General features: G+C 41.2%; 21 protein-coding genes and 1 pseudogene. 7 read left to right on the top strand and 15 right to left on the bottom strand.

Annotation, left to right across the window (positions count from 1 at the left end; all coding sequences use genetic code 11):
• Nucleotides 1-257: 257 nt before the first annotated feature.
• From VB654_RS03460 to VB654_RS03470, 3 genes are all read left to right on the top strand, one after another.
• Nucleotides 258-752, top strand: a complete 495-nt coding sequence (locus VB654_RS03460) for a hypothetical protein (protein WP_323212047.1) — start codon at nucleotides 258-260, stop codon at nucleotides 750-752.
• Between the two features lie 380 nt (nucleotides 753-1,132).
• Nucleotides 1,133-3,019, top strand: coding sequence for an ATP-dependent zinc metalloprotease FtsH2 (gene ftsH2, locus VB654_RS03465; RefSeq protein ID WP_323212049.1), 1,887 nt, complete (start codon nucleotides 1,133-1,135; stop codon nucleotides 3,017-3,019).
• A 269-nt stretch (nucleotides 3,020-3,288) separates the two neighbouring features.
• Nucleotides 3,289-4,272, top strand: a complete 984-nt coding sequence (locus VB654_RS03470) for a hypothetical protein (protein WP_323212050.1) — start codon at nucleotides 3,289-3,291, stop codon at nucleotides 4,270-4,272.
• A 327-nt stretch (nucleotides 4,273-4,599) separates the two neighbouring features.
• Here VB654_RS03470 and VB654_RS03475 read toward each other — a convergent pair whose 3' ends face one another.
• Together VB654_RS03475 and VB654_RS03480 are read right to left on the bottom strand one after the other, a co-directional pair.
• Nucleotides 4,600-5,025, bottom strand: coding sequence for a hypothetical protein (locus VB654_RS03475; RefSeq protein ID WP_323212052.1), 426 nt, complete (start codon nucleotides 5,023-5,025; stop codon nucleotides 4,600-4,602).
• Between the two features lie 101 nt (nucleotides 5,026-5,126).
• A pseudogene (locus tag VB654_RS03480) lies at nucleotides 5,127-5,342 on the bottom strand (M24 family metallopeptidase); the annotation flags it as partial.
• Between the two features lie 76 nt (nucleotides 5,343-5,418).
• Between VB654_RS03480 and VB654_RS03485 the strand changes: the two are divergent.
• The gene (locus VB654_RS03485) at nucleotides 5,419-5,976 is read left to right on the top strand and encodes a Uma2 family endonuclease (RefSeq protein ID WP_323212054.1); all 558 of its coding nucleotides are present in this window, start codon (nucleotides 5,419-5,421) and stop codon (nucleotides 5,974-5,976) included.
• A 48-nt stretch (nucleotides 5,977-6,024) separates the two neighbouring features.
• Here VB654_RS03485 and VB654_RS03490 read toward each other — a convergent pair whose 3' ends face one another.
• Nucleotides 6,025-7,335, bottom strand: coding sequence for an aminopeptidase P N-terminal domain-containing protein (locus tag VB654_RS03490; RefSeq protein ID WP_323212055.1), 1,311 nt, complete (start codon nucleotides 7,333-7,335; stop codon nucleotides 6,025-6,027).
• A gap of 446 nt (nucleotides 7,336-7,781) precedes the next feature.
• Between VB654_RS03490 and VB654_RS03495 the strand changes: the two genes are divergently transcribed.
• Nucleotides 7,782-9,011 carry a VCBS repeat-containing protein gene (locus tag VB654_RS03495; protein WP_323212056.1) on the top strand — a complete coding sequence of 410 codons (1,230 nt, stop codon included), beginning with the start codon at nucleotides 7,782-7,784 and terminating at the stop codon, nucleotides 9,009-9,011.
• Nucleotides 9,012-9,117: 106 nt separating this feature from the next.
• On the opposite strand, the gene VB654_RS03500 is transcribed toward VB654_RS03495, so the two are convergent.
• The 8 genes from VB654_RS03500 to VB654_RS03535 all read right to left on the bottom strand — a co-directional run bounded on the left by VB654_RS03500 (nucleotide 9,118) and on the right by VB654_RS03535 (nucleotide 14,382).
• Nucleotides 9,118-9,885, bottom strand: coding sequence for an MBL fold metallo-hydrolase (locus VB654_RS03500; protein WP_323212057.1), 768 nt, complete (start codon nucleotides 9,883-9,885; stop codon nucleotides 9,118-9,120).
• Between the two features lie 3 nt (nucleotides 9,886-9,888).
• Complete coding sequence (locus VB654_RS03505) at nucleotides 9,889-10,488, bottom strand: aminodeoxychorismate/anthranilate synthase component II (RefSeq protein ID WP_323212058.1); 600 nt, start codon at nucleotides 10,486-10,488, stop codon at nucleotides 9,889-9,891.
• 254 nt (nucleotides 10,489-10,742) lie between these two features.
• Nucleotides 10,743-11,198 carry a diacylglycerol kinase family protein gene (locus VB654_RS03510; protein ID WP_323212059.1) on the bottom strand — a complete coding sequence of 152 codons (456 nt, stop codon included), beginning with the start codon at nucleotides 11,196-11,198 and terminating at the stop codon, nucleotides 10,743-10,745.
• A gap of 129 nt (nucleotides 11,199-11,327) precedes the next feature.
• Nucleotides 11,328-11,855, bottom strand: a complete 528-nt coding sequence (ybeY, locus tag VB654_RS03515) for an rRNA maturation RNase YbeY (protein ID WP_323212277.1) — start codon at nucleotides 11,853-11,855, stop codon at nucleotides 11,328-11,330.
• Between the two features lie 42 nt (nucleotides 11,856-11,897).
• Complete coding sequence (locus tag VB654_RS03520; protein ID WP_323212060.1) at nucleotides 11,898-12,050, bottom strand: DUF3285 domain-containing protein; 153 nt, start codon at nucleotides 12,048-12,050, stop codon at nucleotides 11,898-11,900.
• A 178-nt stretch (nucleotides 12,051-12,228) separates the two neighbouring features.
• Nucleotides 12,229-13,351 (bottom strand): peptide chain release factor 2 gene (gene prfB / locus VB654_RS03525; protein ID WP_323212061.1). Its coding sequence is split into 2 segments (ribosomal slippage): nucleotides 12,229-13,278 and nucleotides 13,280-13,351, totalling 1,122 coding nucleotides; the frame shifts between segments, so codons are not numbered across the junction.
• Between the two features lie 136 nt (nucleotides 13,352-13,487).
• Nucleotides 13,488-14,216 carry a Bax inhibitor-1 family protein gene (locus VB654_RS03530; protein WP_323212062.1) on the bottom strand — a complete coding sequence of 243 codons (729 nt, stop codon included), beginning with the start codon at nucleotides 14,214-14,216 and terminating at the stop codon, nucleotides 13,488-13,490.
• Entirely contained in the window at nucleotides 14,191-14,382 is a 192-nt protein-coding gene (locus VB654_RS03535) for a hypothetical protein (RefSeq protein WP_323212063.1), read from the bottom strand. The genes VB654_RS03530 and VB654_RS03535 overlap by 26 nt, the downstream gene beginning before the upstream one ends.
• 260 nt (nucleotides 14,383-14,642) lie before the next feature.
• Between VB654_RS03535 and VB654_RS03540 the strand changes: the two genes are divergently transcribed.
• The gene (locus VB654_RS03540) at nucleotides 14,643-15,428 is read left to right on the top strand and encodes an RNA polymerase sigma factor SigF (protein ID WP_323212065.1); all 786 of its coding nucleotides are present in this window, start codon (nucleotides 14,643-14,645) and stop codon (nucleotides 15,426-15,428) included.
• 174 nt (nucleotides 15,429-15,602) lie between these two features.
• Here the strand turns inward: VB654_RS03540 and bchD are convergent, their stop codons facing one another.
• From bchD to VB654_RS03560, 4 genes are all read right to left on the bottom strand, one after another.
• Nucleotides 15,603-17,633, bottom strand: coding sequence for a magnesium chelatase ATPase subunit D (bchD, locus tag VB654_RS03545; RefSeq protein WP_323212067.1), 2,031 nt, complete (start codon nucleotides 17,631-17,633; stop codon nucleotides 15,603-15,605).
• A 253-nt stretch (nucleotides 17,634-17,886) separates the two neighbouring features.
• Nucleotides 17,887-19,074, bottom strand: a complete 1,188-nt coding sequence (locus tag VB654_RS03550) for a sensor histidine kinase (RefSeq protein WP_323212068.1) — start codon at nucleotides 19,072-19,074, stop codon at nucleotides 17,887-17,889.
• Between the two features lie 196 nt (nucleotides 19,075-19,270).
• On the bottom strand, nucleotides 19,271-19,483 hold the full coding sequence (locus tag VB654_RS03555; RefSeq protein WP_323212069.1) for a chlorophyll a/b-binding protein: 213 nt from the start codon (nucleotides 19,481-19,483) through the stop codon (nucleotides 19,271-19,273).
• Nucleotides 19,484-19,524: 41 nt separating this feature from the next.
• Nucleotides 19,525-19,737 (bottom strand): chlorophyll a/b-binding protein, encoded by a 213-nt coding sequence (locus VB654_RS03560; RefSeq protein ID WP_006196702.1) that lies wholly within the window; start codon nucleotides 19,735-19,737, stop codon nucleotides 19,525-19,527.
• A 501-nt stretch (nucleotides 19,738-20,238) separates the two neighbouring features.
• Between VB654_RS03560 and VB654_RS03565 the strand changes: the two genes are divergently transcribed.
• Nucleotides 20,239-23,355 (top strand): MFS transporter, encoded by a 3,117-nt coding sequence (locus VB654_RS03565; RefSeq protein ID WP_323212070.1) that lies wholly within the window; start codon nucleotides 20,239-20,241, stop codon nucleotides 23,353-23,355.
• Nucleotides 23,356-23,400 lie beyond the last annotated feature (45 nt).

Consider the following 23,400-nt stretch of genomic DNA (forward strand, 5'->3'; position numbering starts at 1 on the left):
TTTTCTCCCCCTGCTCCCCGCTCCCTGCCCCCTGCTCTCAAAACGACGGGGTATTTTTTTATTTGGAAGTCTCTATAAAGGTTCTTGTCCGTTCCTCTTCAATTCCCAGCATTCAAAGTCACAAAAAACCATTGACTATTTACTCATGAATCCTTACCTATACCGCATCTATAATAGTTAGTCAATTTCTCTCATCCTGGGAACTTGCCATATAAAATCCGTGTCGTTCAAAACACTGAGCAACTTATGTAACCGCAATGTCGAAAATCGTGCTAAACCAAGGGATAAGATTATCGTTGATGATAGTTACGCTCGGCATCACATCTGTAATTCATGCCGTATCTAACGCTCAAGAAGTATCACAGATATTTGGAGACATCACTATTCAACGGCAATTTTCTCCAGACCCTTTGACAGTTCGGGGCATGAGTGGTGGCTCAATAGCAGGAAAAATAATTTCTGGGCGGTCTAAAACACCTACTGGCCCATGTACCGGATTTGTCAGTGAAACCCCAGGACATATATTAAAATTAACCAGTGCATTTGACTACCTGAAGTTAGTTGTAGAAAGTCCTCAAGACACCACCATGATTATCAAAGGCCCTGGTGGTACTTGGTGCAATGACGATTTTGAGGGCAAGAATCCCGGCATAGTTGGGGAATGGCTACCGGGAGATTACAAAGTTTGGGTGGGTTCATACGAAAAAGACCAGTATTTTCCCTATACGCTACGAATTACGGAAGTTAACTAAATATCCAATAAATCGCATCTGCACAAGAAAGATGAGGAAGATGAAGGAGATAAAAAAACCAAATCTCCATTCCTCACCAGAATTTAGTAAATTTTTTAGTAATGTAAAAATGCTGCAATCACGGCTTGATAGTTATTGTGGCGATTTTACCTGTTTTTTAGTTTCCCCGAAGGCTTCTCTTCTAGTGCAAAGTTGTATTAAAATTAAGTTAACTTTAATTAAGATACTTTTTGACATCGCCTGAATACCCTATTGGTTATATGGCGATCTACGATCAAAGATCAGATTAAACAAAATGACACACCTCATCTAGTTACAGGTGATAGCATCATCAGTTTTTAGAGACGGTTAATTGTATTGGCATCTAGAGGCAAATTAAAATGAAATTCTCCTGGAGAGTCGCAGTACTCTGGACATTGCCTGCTTTGGTAATTGGCTTTTTCTTCTGGCAAGGGGCTTTTGCTGGCGCACCTGCTGACATGAGTAGAAATGCAGCCAACACCCGCATGACCTATGGTCGCTTTCTGGAATACCTGGATGCTAACCGTGTTACCAGTGTGGATCTGTATGAAGGCGGCAGAACGGCAATTGTCGAAGCAAACGATCAAGATATCGAAAATCGTGTCCAACGGTGGCGAGTGGACTTGCCAATTAATTCTCCTGAGTTAATTACCAAGCTCAAAGAAAAAAACATTAGTTTTGATGCCCACCCCATGCGTAATGATGGCGCTATCTGGGGACTGTTGGGGAATCTCATTTTTCCAATTTTATTGATTACTGGATTGTTCTTTCTGTTCCGTCGCTCTAGTAATATGCCCGGTGGCCCTGGTCAAGCGATGAACTTTGGCAAATCTAAGGCTCGTTTCCAAATGGAAGCCAAAACCGGAGTCAAATTTGACGACGTAGCAGGTATTGAAGAAGCTAAAGAAGAACTACAAGAAGTTGTAACTTTCTTGAAACAACCAGAAAGGTTTACTGCTGTAGGCGCACGTATTCCTAAAGGTGTGTTGTTAATTGGGCCTCCAGGAACTGGTAAAACTTTACTAGCTAAAGCTATATCTGGAGAAGCTGGTGTACCTTTCTTTAGTATTTCTGGTTCAGAATTTGTGGAAATGTTCGTTGGTGTGGGTGCATCCCGCGTCCGCGATTTGTTCAAGAAAGCTAAAGATAACGCACCCTGTATCATCTTTATTGATGAAATCGACGCTGTGGGACGGCAAAGGGGTGCTGGTATTGGTGGCGGTAATGACGAAAGAGAGCAAACCCTCAACCAATTGCTCACCGAAATGGATGGCTTTGAAGGCAATACAGGGATTATTATTATTGCTGCTACCAACCGTCCTGATGTATTAGACTCGGCTTTATTGCGTCCTGGTCGCTTTGACCGTCAGATTGGTGTTGATGCACCTGATATTAAAGGACGTTTGGAAGTTTTACAAGTTCACGCCCGGAATAAGAAGCTCGACCCTAGTGTATCGTTAGAAGCGATCGCTCGTCGAACTCCTGGTTTCACTGGTGCAGATTTAGCCAATTTGCTCAACGAAGCCGCAATTCTCACCGCTAGAAGACGTAAAGAAGCAATCACCATCCGCGAAATTGATGATGCGGTGGATAGAGTTGTCGCTGGTATGGAAGGTACTCCTTTAGTAGACAGCAAGAGCAAACGCTTGATTGCTTATCATGAAGTCGGACACGCTTTAGTCGGGACTTTGTTAAAAGAACATGATCCTGTGCAGAAAGTAACTCTCATTCCACGCGGTCAAGCACAGGGTTTAACGTGGTTTACTCCCGATGAAGAACAAGGGTTGATTTCCCGTTCTCAACTCAAAGCCAGAATTACTGGCGCGCTAGGTGGACGTGCTGCTGAAGAAGTCGTATTTGGTGCGGCGGAAGTTACAACTGGTGCCGGTGGAGACTTGCAGCAGTTATCAGGAATGGCTCGCCAAATGGTGACTCGTTTCGGGATGTCCGACTTAGGGCCACTATCCTTGGAAAGCCAACAGGGAGAAGTATTCTTAGGTCGTGATTGGACAACCCGTTCTGAATATTCTGAATCCATTGCGGCTCGAATTGATGCTCAAGTCCGGGAAATTGTAGAAAAGTGTTATGACAACGCTAAACAAATTATGCGTGATCATCGTACTGTCTGCGATCGCCTAGTAGATTTGCTCATCGAAAAAGAAACCATTGACGGTGAAGAATTCCGCCAAATTGTCGCTGAGTACGCTGAAGTACCTGAAAAAAACCAGTTTGTACCACAACTGTAAGGATTTGAATTGAATTTGAGATTAATGGGGATGGTTGATACCGTCCCTATTTTTTTTACTAAAGATAAATTCATACAGCACTTCCCGGTTTTATGAGATACACATCTAGCGGGCAAGATGCCCGCACCACAAGAGTTTTATGATTTAACTTTGTACCTCATTAGAGCGGAATCTGTTGTAAATCAAATAGGATGGATATATAATAGTATGTTATTTGTCAATGGTATTACTTAACTGAGGCATAAATAAAATTGAGGCTTTGATTTATTATGAATTTACAGAAAAAATCGCCAGAAGTTTTACATTTTAATTTGGATTTCTTTTGCTATTTACCAGATAATTTTAATCCTCATTCACGAGAATTTCAATTAACTTCTTCTTTGCATTTTATATCAAAACCTAACTCTGAGGTTTATATCATTATTTATGAAAATGTAATTTATACCGTTATAAATTTTTTTATGACAGTTGGAAATATAGGGGATTATATTCCGGTAATATTTAACCCTTGTCTCTCAATACCAAATGAAATATTGGATTCACAAAGTAGACTTTCAAATCAGGAATTACTTTATATTTTTTCTGAAATTAAAAATAATAAAGATATAAAAGACAAATTGCTTCACTCATCGAATAGTGAATCGAATAGTGAAAGGTTATATGAGTTATTGCTGGAAACAGGGAATCCAACAAAGCATTTATACTATCACGTTGATGCCTGGAATATAATATTGTCTTTTCTAACTTATTCTAATAGCTTCCCTGTCAAACCTGTAACTAAAACTTTTATTACCAACATTAAAGATAGATGGATATATTCAGGCTATGAAGAAAACATTAAGATTAATGGGAAGGTAATATCTTATTTGAAAAAAGTGGGAAGAAAATTTTGTTGTTTTACAGGCTTTGAAGGTGAATGTTTAGCAAAATATAGAGAATATACTTCAAAAATTGAATCTCAGTCACAGAAAACAATCAAAAGATTAAAATATAATAATTTATGGTTTTTTGAACCGTGGGATTATTCGGGTGTTATGGGTACTATTAAGAGTCATATACGTGATAAATTGAAATTAAAACAAGGAATAGAAAAAATTGAACATAAATGGGGAGAAATGTCAGATGGGAGAATATGGATAAAAGTAGAAGGAATTCATTTATATTCGGAAGGGGGATTTAGCAGTAAATATATAGACTATTCTAATCCTACTAGTTGGCCTGAAGATATGCAATATTCTATAAGAGATGACTGAAATTTATCAGCCTACTCAATATATAGCAATCCTGAATGATATATGAGAGTTTAATAAGCCTCAAACGCCTATAAAATAAGGATTTTTATCTCTGTATTTTCTCACATTTGGGCTAGGATGGCTATATATATATTGAGTAAGCTGATTTACACAACTAACGTGCCTTGTCCAATAGCTGAAAGCTCAATCATTTTTTCCCGAAGTAATTCTAGGACTTACGCGCGATTAACGTATTTGCGTCATTGCGATCAGAAGGAAGCAAACTCAAACCCACAGATTGTTTGTAAACCGTGCGTAAGCCCTGTAAGATATCCTTGGAAAGGCTTCTTATATCTTGTCAGAAAAATAGTAGGCCTCAAACTTACGGTTCGGTGCTATCGTTACCACCGCCACAGTATCTGGTCGATTTTTCCTGATATTAGGAATTAATTGTTGTATCTCCTGCTGGGATGGTTCCCAAGCGAACTTAACAACTGCTCTCTTGCTTATATAGGATATGGAGGGCATTTGTGGTTCTTGAATTTCAACTGGGATCAATTCAAAGTCACCACATTGATATGGACTAGATTCTTTTGCCCAGCGGCAAACAATAATATTGGGCTTATCTTCCAGCAATACTTGGCCCACCCACATAGAGTCCGATTTTCCCTTCTTTATCTCGGATATCTCTGTCATAAGGTCTTCGTCTTGAGCATCATACTTGAAAATACTGCCATGATTAGTCTTGAGCATCATACTTGAAAATACTGCCATGATTAAATTTGAAAGCCATGAACTTTACTTGTTTAGTTCTTAGAGCTTTATAATACCTACTGTATTTCGGATTACAATCAAGTCCAAATCCCATTTTAGTTTTACCTTTCCAAGTCTTTGACTTCTTTGGGAACCCCAGCCGTTAAAACTTCATGGCCGAATGCCGTTACCAAAACATCATCTTCAATGCGAATCCCAATCCCCACCCAGCGAGGGTGAGTTTCTGGTTGGTCTTCTGCGAGTTTGGTATCGGGAACTATATAAAGTCCTGGTTCCACAGTTAACACCTGTCCAGGTTGCAAAATCTGCGGTTGGTTGAATCTATAACTGCGATCGCCGCCTCAAGCACAGGTGTATAGTAGATGAAAGCATGATTGGGAGGCAGCAATCGTCATGAACGTAATTGTGGCTAAGTGGACAATTGACGAATATCACAGCATGATTGACTCTGGTATTTTAGACGATCGCAAGGTGGAATTACTGGAAGGAGAAATCGTCGAAATGCTTCCAGAAAGGGAACTTCACGCTTATTGTAGCCATGAAGCTGGTGAATATTTAGCAAAGTTATTGGACGATCGCGCTAAAATACGTCAAGCTAAACCCATTACCCTACCCAACGACTCAGAACCAGAACCTGATTTAGCCATTGTCCAACGTTTAGGACGGGAGTATCGAGAACATCATCCCTATCCAGAAAATATTTTTTGGTTAATTGAGTATGCTAACTCTAGTTTAGAGAAAGATTTAGCACTAAAATCCAAAATCTACGCCGCAGCAGGTATTTTAGAATATTGGGTTGTAAATCTCAAAAAGTTACATTTAGTGGTGTTTAAAGACATCATAGATGGAGAATACGCGACAAAACAAACCTTGACTACAGGAACAATTCAACCTCTGGCGTTTCCAGATATTTCTATTTCTGTAGAACAGATATGCGATCGCAATCAGTAAACAAGCCCTAATCATATCTTTGGGACGGCGTACACCATCCCATTTATTTTATCGTTCTACTTCCGCAACTTCTTTGGGAACCCCAGCCGTTAACACTTCATGGCCTGTAGGCGTTACCAAAACATCATCTTCAATGCGAATCCCAATCCCCACCCAGCGAGGATCTGTTTCTGGTTGGTCTTCTGTTAATTTAGTATCTGGAACAATATAAATTCCTGGTTCCACTGTCAGCACTTGACCGGCTTGTAAAATCTGCGGTTTATCTTCACCGTGTTGATAAACACCCACATCATGAACATCCAAACCTAACCAATGGCTGGTGCGGTGCATATAATAAGGTTTATATTTTTCTTCTTCAATTAACTTGTCAATTTCACCTTTGAGGATACCAATTTCTACTAATCCTTCAGTGATGACACGCACGGCAGCATCGTGAACTGCGTTAAAAGTATTACCGGGTTTTGCTTGCGCGATCGCTTGTTTTTGAGCCTCTAAGACAATTTCATATAATGTTTTTTGCTCTGGTGTAAACTTACCACCTACGGGAAATGTCCGGGTAATATCAGAGTTGTAATAACCATAAGCGCAACCAGCATCAATTAATAGCAATTCCTGATCCTGCATTTGCCGATGATTTTCAATGTAATGTAATACACAGGCATTTACACCAGAAGCCACAATGGAAGGATAGGCTGGCCCCATCGCACCCCGCATTTTAAAAATATGTTCTATTTCCGCCTGGATTTCATATTCATAACGCCCAGGTGCTGTAAATTCCCTAGCGCGATTGTGTGCTTCCACAGCAATGTCCGCAGCTTGGCGCATCAATTCTAATTCAGCTTCACTTTTCACCAATCTCATGCTGTTGAGGATGGTTCCAGTATCTTCAATACCAGTCGGGCCTGTACCACGCTTGGGATATGTCCGTAGTAGATTTTGGTAATGTCGGAGAACTGTATCATTAAAAGTGCGATCGCGTCCTAAATGATAGTAAATGCGATCAGCCTTTTCCAAATACTGAGGCAACTTTTCCTCTAGTTCAGCGATGGGGTAAGCTGCATCAGCACCATACTTTTCCTTGGCTGCATCCACCCCGCAAAGATAACCAGTCCAAACTTCCTTTTCTCGATCCTTCGGTTGAACAAACAACACAAACCGATGTTCTGCATGATGTGGTGCTAATACTGCAACTGCTTGCGGTTCATTAAAACCAGTTAGATAGAAAAAATCACTGTCTTGGCGATAAGTGTATTCCACATCGTTGTGCATGACGGCCATTGGCGCACTCCGAAAAATCGCCGTACCATTACCAATTTTTGCCATTAAGCGATCGCGACGCTGTTGGTATTCTGCTTGCATAGCTAATCAATTTGTAAATTTTAATATTATTCTACACTTCCGACAAATTTAGACTAGAGGAACTTGTGTCTAATTTCAATTATTTTAACCAATATTTCTGGCATTAATTACTTACACTTAGATTAATCTTTGGCTTGAATTCAAAAGCTATGCTTTTCATGTATTTAAAGTAACCGTATCTCTGCCAAAATAGCCGCTAATTAAATATAGTCTTTTCATGATAATTAGGATTAATAAATATTAGCTAATTGTCCATAAATCATGATAATTAATCAGGAGTATTAGAAATCATTCGCTAAAAAAAATAAATGTATAGAAACACTGATAATTATTAAAAATAAATGTTCATAAAGAAATATGGAAATAAGAAAAAAGGTTTTTAAAATACAGAAACCAATTCAAAAAATCAGGTAAAACTTATAGGACAACAAGTCATAAGATAAACCATGTTTGGACAACAAAAGCAACAAAGTTCATATGTTCAATCATTGCAACAATCAGTGTCTTTATTAGATTATTTTTCTACAGATGAAGACAACGGATTGACTAATACTTTACCAAGTAGCAATAGTTCCTCACCCTTAAATACTATACCAACGATTCCCAATTTATTTGGCGGAGCAAACCCTAACCCTAATCCTTACTTAACCAGTGCAGCGATTGTTCCTGATTTCAACGCTGATGGTAAAACAGATAAACTTTGGATAAATGCTGAAACAGGTGAAATCATCGTTCGCCTTATGGATGGGACAAGCATTAGCGAACAGGCTTCCTTGGGTCAATATGACCTATCATCTATGTCCTACAAAATTGCCGATTTCAACGGTGATGGCAAGACAGATTTCTTATTGCGTAACCAAGCGACAGGTGAGAATCGCATTGTGCTAATGGATGGCACACGAATTGCCAATACAATCGCACTAGAAACAGTTGACCCAACTTGGACGGCTAACATTGGCGATTTCAATGGCGATCGCAAAACCGATATTTTCTGGCATAATGCTGAAAGTGGTCAAAATGCTATCTGGACAATGGATGGCATCACAGTTATTGATGCAGCCGTTCTAGAAACCACAGACACAACATTTGCTCCCACCATTGTTGATTTCGACGGTAACGGCAAAAGTGATGTCTTCTGGCGCAATCAGACAACTGGTGAAAACACAGTCTGGTTTATGGATGGTAATAACAAGACCGAATTTGGTCTGCAATCGCAAGACTCATCTTGGGACTTTACCCTAGGTGATTTCAACGGTGACTTTAGAACTGATCTTCTGTGGCGCAACAGCGAAACAGGTGAGAACAAGATTTGGACAATGAATGGTATTTTTGTCACTGAAGGAGCGTTAGCAACACTAGACTCATCCTGGGCCTCTTCTATTGGTGACTTCAATGGCGATGGTACAACAGATATCTTCTGGCATAATCAAGTAACTGGTGAGAATACCGCCTGGTTGATGAATGGTACAACAGTCAGTACAGAAGCCTTCCTACCAAGCATTACTCCTGGTTTGTCCCTATCATTGGGTGACTTCGATGCTAATGGTACAACTGACATCTACTGGCGTGACCAACAAACAGGTGTAGATAGAATTTGGTCGATGAATGGCACAACAGCAACTGAGTCTTTTGTTGCTGAAGAAAATAGACTTACCCCAGAATGGTTTACCGCCTAAATCAGCGCTGAGTCTAAACTCAGTTTAAACCCTATGCTTCTTTTCCCCTCCTCGCTTGCGGGGTGGGGTTAGGGGGTGGGGTCTTTTATTAATGAAGATTTATCAATTAAAATTTGTAAGTTAAAACCTGAATTTCACTATTTTCGGGGAGATTACTAGAATTAATCGCAACAGTATCAGAGTTAGCACGACGTACTTTCATGCCTTCCATCAAACTTAAAAATTCATCCACTGGCACAATATCACAAGCAGCAGGATCAGCAGCCTGTGTACGGTAGTGAGTGGGAATTATCAACCGAGGATTTAACACCTCAGTGGCCTGCTTGGCTTCTTGGGCATTATACGCCTTATCACTGCCTCCCACTGGAATTAACGCCACATCAGGACGACCCATCAAAATTCTTTGTTCAGTGGAAATAGGTGCAGCCGCGCCTCCTAGATGCAAGATATTAATTCCCCCTTGCTGCCAACGCCAAGCCGTATTTATCCCAAATTGCCTACCACCTCTGCGGTCATGGTCTATAGCAATTCCCTGTAATCTTATACCTTGAAACTCGTAAGCACCAGGCGCATAGACTAACTTCGGGTTTCCTGGTAGTCCATCTACTGCACCTTCATCTAATAATTGACTACTTATTAAGACTAAATCTGCTGTGACTTTTGGTGAACGATAGCCAGCTGTACAGCCGACTGTGTGAAATGGATTGACAAGAATCCTCACTCCGCCACCAGTAAATAAAAAGCAAGTATGACCCAACCACTGAACTGATAAACCGCTAGATTGCGCATCAGCTTTCAGGTGGGAACCCAAATTAGTAACCAGTGCTGTGACTAAACCTGCCCCAGCATAGCCCATCAATTCTCGTCGTTTCATTAATTACTCTCTTGACTCTAATTGTTCCAGAAAATTGCGTAATAACTGCTTTCCTAAAGATGTTAAAACACTCTCTGGATGAAACTGGACTCCTTGAATGTGAGGATAGTTCCGGTGTCGCACTCCCATAATGGTGCCATCTTCAACCCAAGCAGTAATTTCTAGAACTTCTGGGCAGGTGTCACGGTCAATCACTAAACTATGATACCTGGTTGCGACCATCGGATTTTCTAACCCCTGGAAAACACCGACTCCAGTGTGAGACACCTGAGAAGTTTTACCATGCATTAAATCTGTGGCCGAAACGATTTTACCACCAAATACTTGACCAATGCTTTGATGCCCTAAACAAACACCCAAAATTGGTAAGTTATGACCTAGTTGTTTAATCAAATCTTGGGAAATTCCGGCGTTTTCTGGACGACCAGGCCCAGGAGAAATGACTACAAGATCAGGATTTAATACTCGAATCTCGTCTACTGTGATTTTGTCGTTACGAAAAACTTTAATATCCGATGCTACAGGGAAATCTGCTGCTAGTTCTCCTAAATACTGCACCAAATTATATGTAAAACTATCATAATTATCGATGACTATAATCAAAGCTTATAACTCCTGGTTGATATCACCCCATACTATTTTTATAGCAACCGCCAAGGAGGTTAGGCCATTCTTGATTTCTGAAAGCCTTGAAGCAACTTGGTTTCTACTCAGCACTAAGCACTTTGCTATAGTTATTAATCATTGCAAATAATCCAGACATATTAATGGATGTCCTGCCTGAAGCCGATATCAAGAAGACATTGACAATCTATGCCCACCTATAAAATATTATCAGGGTAGGAGAAGAAACCAAGCTAGAAATTTGACATAATTAAAATCACTAAAGGCGGTAACAAGAGCGTACCTCCAACCAATACAGCGACTAAGGCGGAGACTAGCACAGCACCAGCAGCGCAATCTTTGGCAATTTTCGCCAACTCATGATAAGTCTGCTTCACTGTTAAGTCTACAAGAGACTCAATCGCTGTATTCAGTAATTCCAATGCCAACACTAAACCACTGGTGATAGTAATGACGGCAATTTCTATTGCTTGTAAATGTAAGAAAATGCTTAAAGCGATCGCTAAGGCACCAACACTGAGGTGGATACGAAAGTTGCGTTGAGTATGAAAACTGTAGCTGATTCCAGCCCAGGCATATTTAAAGCTGATGAATAAATTAGAAGCAACTTGCCAGGACAGTTCCCGTTCCTTAGTGACTAGTGTTGGTAGACAGTTTGGTGTTGATGGAGGGGAAACTTGTTGGGACATAAGCTTAAAAACAGAACAATAAAGTAATTACAGAAAAATCTCACTGATTTTACGATTTTTGATGATGCAATCAAGTTGGAAGTATTTTTCTACAGAAGTATTATAAACACTTACAGACATAAAGTATCCCTAATATTCTATGTCAATATCAATACTAATTGTCTTCAGTAATATTACTTGCTGCTTTAGCATTTGCATCAACTGCTCTTCATCTGGATGATCCCAACCCAACAGATGTAGTAGCCCGTGAGCTGTTAACCAAGCTAATTCGGTTAGCAAACTATGCCCCTGCTGTTGAGCTTGACGTTGAGCCGTATTTACCGAAATCACAATATCACCTAGATACAAAGGTGCATCAACCATTTCCGGACTTTGAGGAAAATCTACCTCTAAAGCCGCAAAAGACAAAACATCTGTGGGTTTATCTTGATGACGATATTGAGCATTCAATGACTGAACTTCTGCATCATCTGTTAAACGCAACCCTATTTCATAACTTGGCGCTGGCGGAAGATGAGGATGTAGAGTTTCCAGCCAGCGATTAAACCAGTTTTCCCAAGTTTCCGTAGCAATTCGATTATCGTTATTTCCAATCTCAAGAGCTTCTATGGTTGAAGATTCATAAAACAAATCCTGTACATCTAGTTCAACTTGCACCAATTTTAAACTCTCCTCACAGCTTTTAACTTTGGTTTGTTGTTAGTGAGTTAGGTAAGCAAGACCTACGAAAACAGCTAAAAGCCCTATAGCAGTTAGTCCAAAATGTTTTATGGAAGTGCCTCCCTTACGTACCATGTTTCGCATGGCCAGTTTCACGTAGCTAGGCTTGGATTCTGTTGGTGAGTTACTCATATTTGATCACAAATCTCTTTTATATATAAATGTAACAGTTTACCTAAGATTCTATTGCCAGTGTGCCTATTTTGAGTGCTGAGTGCTGAGTGGGAAAGTGCTGAGTGCTGAGTAAGTTTCTTACCCCCTGCTCCCTGCTCCCTGCCCCCTGCCTCTTCTCCCTGCTCCCTGCCCCTCCCTATATAGGAGTACTTTCTACTAGCTGGTTTTCTTGGCGGAGATAGGCTTGGATAAACGCATCAAGGTCGCCATCCATGACATCAGATATGGCAGTGGTTTCCACGTTTGTACGCAAATCCTTAACCATTTGGTAAGGGTGAAACACATAGTTACGAATTTGGTTGCCCCAAGAAGCTTCCACCATATCACCTCTAATTTCAGCCACTTCTTGCGCCCTTTGCTCTCTGGCAATGACCAACAGTTTAGCCTTAAGACGGGCAAGGGCTTTGTCTTTATTTTGCAGTTGAGAGCGTTCTTCTGTACAACGCACAGCTAGACCAGTGGGTAAATGAACAATTCGGACTGCTGTTTCTACTTTATTGACATTCTGCCCACCTTTGCCGCCAGCTCTGGATGTAGTAATTTCCAAATCTTTTTCGGGAATATCCAGTTGTACGGAGTTGTCTAACTGTGGCATGATTTCCACTCCGGCAAAACTGGTTTGCCGCTTACCATTAGCATTAAAGGGCGAAATGCGTACTAAGCGATGTGTGCCTGTTTCCGAGCGGAGATAACCATAAGCGTAGCGACCAGTAATTTCCAGAGTGGCTGATTTAATCCCAGCTTCATCACCCTCTGATTCTTCAGATAAACTGACTTTGTATCCGTGGGATTCTGCCCAACGGGTATACATCCGCATCAGCATAAAAGCCCAATCTTGGGCATCTGTGCCACCAGCACCAGCATTAATGGTCAAGACTGCCCCTTCAACATCATAGGGGCCAGAAAGTAACTGTTGTAATTCCCACTGGTCAAGTTCACGATTGAGCTTGGTAACTGTAGATTCTGCCTCTTGCAATAGTGCTTCGTCAGTTTCTAACTCCAATAGTTCCACAACTGCTTTGGTATCTTCCAGACTAGAACGCCACTGCTCGTATTGTTGGAGGTGGGCTTTAAGGTCGTTAAGTTCTTGCAGCGTTTGTTGTGCTTGAGTTTGGTCGTCCCACAATTCTGGCTGTGCTGCTATTTGTTCTAAATCTTGTATTTTGGCAGTCAGTGCAGGGATGTCAAAGATAGTCCTGGGCTTTACCCAGACGACCAGACAATATTTCGATTTCGCGTTTGAGTTCTAATACTTCCATAGTACTTGCTAAAGAAGGTCAATTCACCATTATAGTATAAAATTGCCTTTCTTTATCTTGCCACAAAAAACCGTGGTTGATCAACAGTAACCACGGTGGACAATTAATGATGAATTTTGATTATTTCTAGTGACGCTCAATCACGACCATTCAAGGCAATTAGCAACCGCAAGATAAACACAAACAAATTGACGTAGGTAAGGTACATCGACAAAGCAGCAGGTAGATATTGGTCATCACTATAAGTCCGAGGCAAGATGTAGAAATCAACCACAGATACGCCAATAAACAGGAAAACCCCTAAACCTGAAATACCGATTTCTAACCAACTGGGTGTGTACACACCAAACATGGCAAATGCAAATTGAACAAGACAGACAACAACCAAGGCAATTACACCCAGACTGATGGTTTTTGTTAAAGCCATCCCATCTTTTTCGGAGAGATTGGAACCAATTTGACGAGCCACAATGAAGGTAACGCCACAACCAAGGGCAGCTAAACCAATGCCTTGAATGCCAACACCTTGGGTTTGCAAGGCCACGAATACTAAGCCACTCAGGGTATATCCAGATAAGAGACTATAGGTTGCTAGTAGAGGCAGTGCCAAACCTTTGTTACCTTTTTCCGCAACATTTCGGGCAACAAAAAACAGAATTAACTGCACAATCATTGCACCAATAAAGCTGGGAAAGAAAATACCGGGGTTGGTACGAAGAACCCCCAAACCGCCATAGCTTCCCAAGGCGGTTAGCATAAGACCTCCACCGACAAAGGGTAAGGCATTGGCAATGACATTCGGGCCAATGAGGGCTTGAGTTCTAGCCTCACGAATAGCGTCACGAAAGTTGCTGGTATTGCTCATAGGTTGATTTTTTGAAATGAATATCCGGTTTATTTCCATTTTTACCAACTTTTGTCGTGAACAGCCAAAGTTCACTAAATACTGTTGCTTTCTTCAACTGAGTATCAGGCTTGGTTTCGCGCAGGTAAAAATACGGCCATGGGGTAAGGTATACATTTTTCAACATAAATAGTTGGCTTCTGTTGCAAAAACTCAACATTTTTTGGGGAACAATTATTAATTTGGCAACATAAAATAACTAGCAACAGCCAAAAAAAATAAAATATGCGTAAAATTACCGATGACTCTAGTAAGACTTTCCCTAATTTCAGTAAAACGACGATGGTTTATTCAGCCTCGACTAAGGAAAATAATGAGAGATTTGAAGGCAATATACGCAACTCCATTTTTTTGAGAAAAAAAGAGTTATAAACAAGGAATTTTTATATGGCAACCTGTGAAACCTCTATGCGAATTGATGGTATGGAGTTATTGCACTCATACCACCAAAGTCCCTCTATTAAACTTCGTAATCAACTTGTACAGTTACATACTGGCTTAGTCAGAAAGATAGCTCATAAATTCAGCCATCAATGTAATGAACCTTATGAAGATTTAGAACAAATTGGTTATTTCGGTTTGATTAGAGCTATTGAACGCTTCGACCCTAGCCAAGGATATGCGTTTAGTTCCTTTGCTGTGCCATATATTCGCGGCGAGATGCTGCACTTTTTACGCGATCGCAGTAGTCTATTAAAAATCCCCCGTCGTTGGCAAGAACTATATAACGAGGGGCAAAAAATTCGTAAAGAATTATCAATTTCTTTGGGTCGCTCTCCCAGAGATACTGAAATTGCCGAGCAACTGCAAGTCTCTGTCCAAGAATGGCAAGAAACAAAGTTAGCATCTCAAAATCGGATGCCTTTAAGTTTAGACGCTACCGCAGCCCATTACGTGGATTGCCAAATAACACTGGGTGAGGCGCTTCCTTGTCCTCGTTCTACTGCGCTTCAGCAGCAAGATGAAGAACGGCAACAACTCCAAGGAGCAATTAATATGTTGGAAGACAAGCCCCGGATGGCTGTGGAAATGGTGTTTTTAAAGGAACTTTCTCGTAAAGATGCGGCGAAAAGTATTGGCACTAGTCCAATGACAGTAACACGATATTTGCAAAAAGGCATTCAGGATCTAATTTGCTATTTACAACCACAAACAGTCCCTACAGGGTTTTGAATAGTGCTGAGTGCTGAGTTAAGAGTTAAGAGTGCTGAGTGCTGAGTGCTGAGTGCTGAGTGCTGAGTGCTGAGTTAAGAGTTAAGAGTTAAGAGTCAAGAGTTAAGAGTCAAGAGTTAAGAGTTAAAAATCTTAACAAGGACTAATGACTAATGACTAATGACTAATGACTAATTATCTTGATTTTAAATCAGCGATCGCACCTTTAGTCATAGCAGCAATGGTTTTATCACTGGCTTTCGGCAAATGATAATACTTACCTGCGGCTGTTTGCGATAACTCTTTTGCAAAACCAGTAGACACAAATTTACTCTCAGTATCAATTACCAATAGTTGCATCCCCAAGGCTCGAATTCTTGCGGCAATTTCTAACAATTCGGCTTTAATATCTGGTTTTTCACCTGGTTCTAACGGTTCACCCAAGGAACGCGCCAAGGGAATATTACCCCGTCCATCAGTGATAGCCACAATTACAACTTGCCCAATATCACCACTCATTTGGGCATTTACACCCACACGGACTGCTTGAGTTAAACCATGTGCTAGAGGCGAACCACCGCCACAAGGTAGCCTTTCTAGACGATTACGGGCTAAGGCTATGGAACGTGTTGGAGGTAATAAAACTTCTGCTTGTTCTCCTCGGAAGGGAATCAAGGCTACTTGGTCACGGTTTTGGTAAGCTTCTGTTAAAAGTTGTAGTACAGCACCCTTGGCTGATTGCATCCGGTTAAGAGCCATTGAACCAGAAGCATCCACTACAAATACTACTAAGGCTCCGGCTTTGCGTACTAAACGTTTGGAACGAATATCACCTTGCTCGACAATAACTTTTTTATTGGGCTGTCTTTCCCTTCTAGCTTTTTGATAAGGTGCAGCCGCCCTCAAGGTCGCATCTACCGCAATGCGGCGGACTTTCCCTTTGGGTAACATGGGTTTAATGTAGCGTCCCCGGTCATCAGAGAAAATAATGCTACGATTACCAGATTTGCCTTGTCGTTTTGCCATTTGGGCAAAATAAAGCACACTCTCATCCAAAATTACCCCTTCAGGATCAAATACAAATTCCTCTGGAATGTCGGGGGGTTGTTGTTCGTCTTGTTCCTGTTCTTCCTTGTCTTCTTCGTCGTCTTCTTGTTCTTGCTGGTCTTCTTCGTCTTGATTTTGAGGTGGTGGGGGTGGGGGTGGTGGTGGTTGGTCTGGTGGTGGGGTCTGGACGATTGTGGAACGTGGTACAATTACCAATTCCACAGCCCGGCGCAAATCTTCGGCGTTGACTGTTGTTCTTCCTTCTAAAGCGGCCGCAGCTTTAGCCACACGCACGGCGAATAATTCAGCCCGATGTCCTTGGACTCCTCCCCTAATTGCTTCATCGACTAAATAGGCAATTTGTTCTTGGGTGATGGTGACTTCTTTCAACCATTCCCGTGCTAGAAGGATTTGGGTTTTGAGTGAGTCTAAGTCTTCTTCGTATTGCTGGAGAAATACTTGGGGAGATTTAGAATAGGCGATCGCTTGCTCTACAGCTGATACTCTTTGATCTAAGCCCAGTACACCGTCAGCAGACAGAGAAATGGCAATTCTATCGAGTAAATGCTCTCGTAGTGCGCCTTCTTCTGGATTATAGGTGGCGATAAATAAGGATTTGCAAGGATGCTGAAAACTAATTCCTTCCCGTTCAATTTGGTTGCGTCCTTCAGATAATACTGTTAAAAGCTGATTGGAGATTTGATCATCTAATAAATTCAGTTCATCTACATACAACACACCCCGGTTAGCTGAAGCGAGTAACCCAGGCTGAAAAATAGTATCACCTTGCTGGACTGATTTTTCTACATCCACAGAACCCAGGAGTCTATCTTCTGTCACTCCTAAAGGAATCTGGATAAAGGGTGCAGGAATAATTTGGGTGGGGACATCTTGAATATCTTTGTCTCCATACTCAGCAAACAGATAATCATCCCAATCTTCTGGGTGGGTGGGGTCGCAGTTACTGATTGAGCCTTGAACAACTTCGATGGGTGGTAGTAAGGCGTGGATAGCACGAGCCATGACTGATTTTGCCGTACCGCGACGGCCTGCGATCGCTACTCCTCCCAAACCGGGATCGACTGCTGCTAATAGTAAGGCTATTTTTATGGCTTCTTGACCGACTACAGCTGTCAAGGGAAAGGCTGTGATTGTGGGGTTAATCGTGGGCGCGGGCATGGTTGGCAAAATAGCTGGTCACAGTTGTTAGCATAGCAATTTTTGGTACATGAAGTTAAGAGTTTTTCTCACGCAGAGGCGCAAAGGCGCAAAGAAAAAGAGTTTACATCATCATTTTGGCGTATTTTTTCTCAGTTACGAGGGTGTTTCTTCGCGTTGCTTATGTGATGAAAAAATTTTGATATAAAGTCGGCAGCAAAATTAATTAGCTAATTTGAAAAAATATGGTTTTTGTGATGTTTTTAATCTTTAATCACTCTAGTTCTAAAGGCATAGTTACTGTGAAGGTGGAACCAACTCCGACTTCAGAAACTAAATCAATTTTACCTTGTAATAGTTTTACTAAACGCGAAACTATTGCTAATCCTAACCCTGTACTATCGGGAAGATAAGACCGATTACTAGAATTAGCGCGAAAGTAGGGATCAAATATTCGGGTTTGGTTTTCTGGTGTCATGCCAATTCCTGTGTCAGAAACTGCGATCGCCCACTGATTGTTATCTAGTAAGTGACATTGTATGCTAATAGTCCCAGAATCTGTATATCGAATCCCATTACTCACCAGATTAATCATGATTTGCTGCAATTGAAATTCATCGGTGACTATTTTTTTTGGTATGCTATCGTAATCCACTACCAGTTTTAATTTTTTTTCATCAGCTAAAGGCTGCAACATTTCACACACATTGTTGATTAATTCCCGGACATTAATCAGTGCGGGGTTAAGTTTTATCTGACCTGCATCAAATCGGGAAATTTCGAGGACATCGTTAATCAAACGGAGTAATTGTCTACCATTGCGTAATACTCTCTCAATATGTTCAAGGTTGGTGTAGTTGTCTTTTACTTCTGGCTTTTTGCGTTGTTGGCGTAAAAATAAATCTGAGTAACCAATAATCGAACTTAATGGATGTTTAAGATCATGGGCGAGTTGAGAAATATGATCTTGGTTTGCGATCACTAAGCGATTTAGTTGCTGATTATGAAGCGTTAATGACGAATGCAACTGCTTTAATTCTTGTAAGCGTTCTTCAATATAACTATTAACACACTGTGCGATCGCTTCGTCTATAACAGCATCAATCAAACGCATAGAACGGATAATTTCTGAAGCTGTTCCTTGCAATAGGGCTGGTTCAAGAGTATTAAATATTACTACTCTGAGTAAATGATACTCATGAGTAATTTCTGCCTGGTCAAAACCTTGTTTAGCCCGAAGAATTCCATGATGCCAACTGGCCGTAACTATCGATTGAATATCATTACCCTGAGACATTGAAAGCACTGTTACCATTGCTTTTAAGACATCGGGAAGATCATTTTGGATGGCTGTATAAGGTAAATCTTCGGCACTTTCAATTTTTCTATCTTTCAGAACTGCTGCCACCCATTGATTGAGAATGATATCAGTCTTTTCAGCCAGTAATAGACTAAAATCCATTATTTTAAAGTGCGTTTGGAGTAGTTGAATAAACTTACAGATAAAATAATTTTAGCAAGTATAGTACAGATCCATCCATTCAAAAGGCGGCCACCGATTTCGGTTCCGCCTTCTTAAATTTATATTATCGAAGAGTGATTCACATCAATTTTTAGTGGGAATTTATCAACAATATATTTTAGCTCCTCCTGTCAGGTTAATATCTAATAATGTGGAGGATGTCGCGGAGGACACTATATCCAGCTAAATCCCAAAGTAGGTAAGCCAGAAAGCCAATCATTGCTAACCGACCATTCCATAGTTCGGCTTGAGGATTCCAACCAAACAAAAAGGCGTTGCGGTCTACACCATTATAAGCTTTAGCAACTGGTGGTAAATCAGTGGAAGGACGAGTTTCTCTAGTTTCCATTTTTTTACTCCAAAATCAAACTAATTCTTCAAATTTAATCATTAATAACCAATGAGATGTAGCACGTCCCTGAGAACACTATATCCAGCTAAATCCCAAAGTAAATAGGCAAGAAAGCCAATCATTGCAAACCGACCATTCCACAGTTCGGCTTGAGGAGTCCAGCCAAACAGAAATGCGTTGCGATCTCTGCCATTGTATTCCAGTGCAACTGGTGGTAAATCAGTGGAAGGGCGAGTCTCTCGAGTTTCCATGTTTTTTGTCCTAAATTATTTATTGCTTAACTTTAATTTACCTATTAATCAGTAAATTGCTTTCCATCTGTGGGTACAAACTACACACACCTCTTGTGGACGATTATCAAAAATTTATATGTATGGGCATCTCCATCTTGGGGAGGTGATAAAAAATCTAATTATAAATAAATGTAAATTAACACTTGAGCGAAAATAATATTTCTATAATTTAAACACAAGAGTTTGTGGTTAAAAGGGATGTAGAATCATCACCTATTATCCTAGAATTAATGAAATTTTAATTTCATAAAATTGAATAATTTCAACAATTTTACACTGTTAGATAGTAAAACTTCTATCTAGCGTTAGATATGTTTTTCAAACTTTAGATGGATGCGTGAAATGGCTAAATTCCAGGATTCTGAAAGTGATCAAGAATGGGTATTGCCATAGATACACCGAATAAATAGATGAAATTCCTCATCCTCCCCAAACTTCAACTTAGAAAAAGGAAATATAATGTTTCAATGTACGGAAAACATACTAGGAGTCTACAACCCACTACTGTGGATAGCACAGATTCCAGTAGTTCCCACGGGGATTACACCAGCGCAAGCATCAGTTCTCAATTCTGGGCCGCGCTTTTTTGTCGCTTTAATCTCTGGTGTGATCCTCGCTTTTGCATTCCAACTATTATTAACTAACCTCTCCGTCGCAGCTGGTATTTCCTACTTGGGGCGGCCATCCGACTCAGATGCAGTTGTGGGGGAAGTGGGAAGTTTCAGAGGTACGATTCGCAAAATTGGCACAACACTGGGTTTGTGGACATTAGTAACTGTGACGATCGCTTTATTAATTGCTTGCTTTCTCGCCGTTAAATTAAGTCTACTGGTTTTAGATCCCAGACTGGGCGCGATTTTGGGATTAGTTATTTGGGGTGCATACTTTTTGCTGCTGGTGTGGGTGAGTTCCACTACCGTGGGTTCCTTAGTTGGGTCGGTAGTCAATTCCGCCACTTCCGGTTTTCAAGCGATTATCGGGACTGCTACGGCTGCGTTAGGTGCGAAAGCAGTAAATCAGCAGGTAGTCGCAACGGCTGAAGCTGCGGCCTCTGCTGTGCGTCGAGAAATAGGTCATGCTGTTGATCCTGGTAGTATTCGGGAAAATATAGAAGATTATTTAGAACAGCTACGTCCCCCAGAATTAGATTTATCCAAGATTCGCAGAGATTTTGAAGGCTTACTCAAAGACCCACAATTGCAAGCCATTGCTGGAAGTCCAGACCTGCGCCACATTGACCGTCAAAAATTTATTGATTTAGTTAGCAGTCGTACCGATCTTTCTCAACGAGATGTTAACCGGATTACCGATACGCTATACAATGTCTGGCAGCAGGTAGTAAGTCAGCAAAAACCCATCCGAGACAACTTAGGTGAGTTAGTAAATTATCTCAAGTCACTGCCACCAGGACAAGCGAAGACAGATGAACTCAACACCAAATTGGATCGGTTAATTGCAGAAACACGGACTTCTGAACAAGCAACAGCAGAAAAACCCGGTCTGATGCAGCAGACTTTACAACAGGGAATCACCGCATTGACTGGTATTGTGTTAGGAAGGGCTGATTTATCTGATATTGATGTGGAAAAAATTTGGCGATCGCTCACCACAGCTAAAGAAAAAGTCACCGCACAAGCTGATAAACTAGGTTTACCGATACCATCAGAACCCTATAGCCCCATTCGGGCTGATGTGGAAAACTATCTACTCAATACATACTCTTGGCAATTGAGTCCAGAGAGAATTGCCGAAGAATTTCGTCATGTCATCTATGACCCTGCCGCCGACCCTGGTATAGTTAAAAGTGAACTAGAGCAGCTTTCTCGCCAAGATTTTGCCAATACCTTGCAACAACGGGGACTACTAACCCAAGCACAAATCCAAAGGATTGCTGACCAGTTAGAAACTGTCCGTCAAGAAGTATTAATCATTGTTAGTGCTGCGGAACAAAGAGAAATTGCACAAGACTTACAAAGGCGAGTAGAAAGTTATCTCCTTGTTACCAATAAAGCAGAATTGACTCCAGAAGGAATTGAACAAAACTTTAAACCATTACTAGAAGATTCCGAAACCGATTACGAAACTCTATCGCTGCGATTTTCACAATTTGACCGTCAGGAAATGCGGGAAATCTTGTTAGCACGCAATGATATTCAAGCAGAAGAAGTAGACCCGATTCTCAACGAATTAGAAACCCAGCGCGATCGCGTTTTGGTAGAATCTCAAGGATTGGCAGAACAAGCCAAATATCAAGCCGAAACTTTATGGTTGAATGTAGAATCATATCTACGAAATACTGGCAAAGCCGAGTTAAATCCTGATGCGATTCGCGCCGATATTCAAAGGCTGCTAAAAGATCCCCAATCGGGAATAATTGCCATGCGTGCGCGATTAGCTCGCTTTGACCGTGATACTTTAGTACAGTTATTGAGTCAACGCCAAGACTTGAGTGAACAACAAGTTAATCAAATTATTGATGCGGTGGAAGACTCTTGGCATAATATCCGCCATACACCTGAAGCTTTAGCACACAAAGCCCAGGAACAGTACGAATCTGTAACCGCGACCATTGCCGATTACTTACGAAACACAGGCAAAGAAGAATTAAATCCTGAAGGCATTCAACGAGATTTTACCAGACTATTTGCACAACCCAGAGAAGGAGTTGTCGCTCTGCGCCGTCGCTTGTCTCAGGTAGACCGAGATACTTTAGTCCAGTTACTCAGTCAACGGCGAGACTTGAGTGAAGAGCAAGTTAATGAAATCATTGATTCTGTGCAAACTTCCATTCGGAATATTGTGCGCGCGCCTCGGCGTTTAGCTACCCGCACACAGCAAAGACTAGAAACATTCCAAGCTTATTTGTCAGAGTATTTGCAGCAAACAGGGAAAGCAGAACTCAACCCAGAAGCGATTAAACGCGACGTACAATTATTGTTGCATGATCCGCGCGTGGGCATGGAAACCTTGAGCGATCGCCTCGCACATTTCGACCGTGACACAGTAATTGCTTTGCTAAAAATTCGGGAAGATATGACCGATGCAGAAGCCGCCAGAATTGCTGATAATATCGTCTCCGTGCGGGATCAATTTGTAGAACAAGTCAGGGGGATTCAACGGCGCATTCAAGATGTCGTAGAAGGGATTTTTGCCCGGATTCGTAACTATCTCAACTCCTTAGAACGCCCAGAACTCAACTATGATGGCATTAAGCGGGATATTCGCACCTTTTTTGATGATCCACAAGCAGGGTTTGAAGCGTTACGCGATCGCCTGTCACATTTCGACCGCGACACCCTAGTGGCGATTCTCAGTTCCCGTGAAGACATATCTGAAGCAGATGTCAACCGAGTTATTGACCAAATTGAAAGCGCACGCAACAAAGTATTGCAACGTGCCGAACGCATACAGCACGAAACCCAACGCCGTCTAGAAGAAGTCAAGCATCAAGCCCAACTGCAAGCAGAAGAAACCCGCAAAGCCGCCGCCACAGCATCTTGGTGGTTATTTGCCACAGCCTTCGTTTCAGCCGTATTTGCCGCATTAGGAGGAGCGCTAGGTGTGGTTGTAGTGTAATTCGTAATTCGTAATGCTCCCTTTCCTGCGGAACGCTACGCGAAC

It is taken from the genome of Nodularia sp. UHCC 0506, from assembly GCF_034931045.1.
In the GTDB taxonomy this organism is placed as follows: domain Bacteria; phylum Cyanobacteriota; class Cyanobacteriia; order Cyanobacteriales; family Nostocaceae; genus Nodularia.

What these genes read in the sequence shown, in the direction of transcription:
- VB654_RS03495 (WP_323212056.1), top strand. Translation starts at nt 7,782, where the DNA reads ATGTTTGGACAACAAAAGCAACAAAGTTCATATGTTCAATCATTGCAA.
- VB654_RS03510 (WP_323212059.1), bottom strand. Translation starts at nt 11,198, where the DNA reads ATGTCCCAACAAGTTTCCCCTCCATCAACACCAAACTGTCTACCAACA.
- VB654_RS03535 (WP_323212063.1), bottom strand. Translation starts at nt 14,382, where the DNA reads ATGTTGAAAAATGTATACCTTACCCCATGGCCGTATTTTTACCTGCGC.
- VB654_RS03500 (WP_323212057.1), bottom strand. Translation starts at nt 9,885, where the DNA reads ATGAAACGACGAGAATTGATGGGCTATGCTGGGGCAGGTTTAGTCACA.
- VB654_RS03470 (WP_323212050.1), top strand. Translation starts at nt 3,289, where the DNA reads ATGAATTTACAGAAAAAATCGCCAGAAGTTTTACATTTTAATTTGGAT.
- VB654_RS03540 (WP_323212065.1), top strand. Translation starts at nt 14,643, where the DNA reads ATGGCAACCTGTGAAACCTCTATGCGAATTGATGGTATGGAGTTATTG.
- VB654_RS03460 (WP_323212047.1), top strand. Translation starts at nt 258, where the DNA reads ATGTCGAAAATCGTGCTAAACCAAGGGATAAGATTATCGTTGATGATA.
- bchD (WP_323212067.1), bottom strand. Translation starts at nt 17,633, where the DNA reads ATGCCCGCGCCCACGATTAACCCCACAATCACAGCCTTTCCCTTGACA.
- VB654_RS03485 (WP_323212054.1), top strand. Translation starts at nt 5,419, where the DNA reads ATGAACGTAATTGTGGCTAAGTGGACAATTGACGAATATCACAGCATG.
- VB654_RS03530 (WP_323212062.1), bottom strand. Translation starts at nt 14,216, where the DNA reads ATGAGCAATACCAGCAACTTTCGTGACGCTATTCGTGAGGCTAGAACT.
- VB654_RS03560 (WP_006196702.1), bottom strand. Translation starts at nt 19,737, where the DNA reads ATGGAAACTCGAGAGACTCGCCCTTCCACTGATTTACCACCAGTTGCA.
- VB654_RS03520 (WP_323212060.1), bottom strand. Translation starts at nt 12,050, where the DNA reads ATGAGTAACTCACCAACAGAATCCAAGCCTAGCTACGTGAAACTGGCC.
- ftsH2 (WP_323212049.1), top strand. Translation starts at nt 1,133, where the DNA reads ATGAAATTCTCCTGGAGAGTCGCAGTACTCTGGACATTGCCTGCTTTG.
- VB654_RS03490 (WP_323212055.1), bottom strand. Translation starts at nt 7,335, where the DNA reads ATGCAAGCAGAATACCAACAGCGTCGCGATCGCTTAATGGCAAAAATT.
- VB654_RS03475 (WP_323212052.1), bottom strand. Translation starts at nt 5,025, where the DNA reads ATGGCAGTATTTTCAAGTATGATGCTCAAGACTAATCATGGCAGTATT.
- VB654_RS03555 (WP_323212069.1), bottom strand. Translation starts at nt 19,483, where the DNA reads ATGGAAACTAGAGAAACTCGTCCTTCCACTGATTTACCACCAGTTGCT.
- VB654_RS03550 (WP_323212068.1), bottom strand. Translation starts at nt 19,074, where the DNA reads ATGGATTTTAGTCTATTACTGGCTGAAAAGACTGATATCATTCTCAAT.
- VB654_RS03565 (WP_323212070.1), top strand. Translation starts at nt 20,239, where the DNA reads ATGTTTCAATGTACGGAAAACATACTAGGAGTCTACAACCCACTACTG.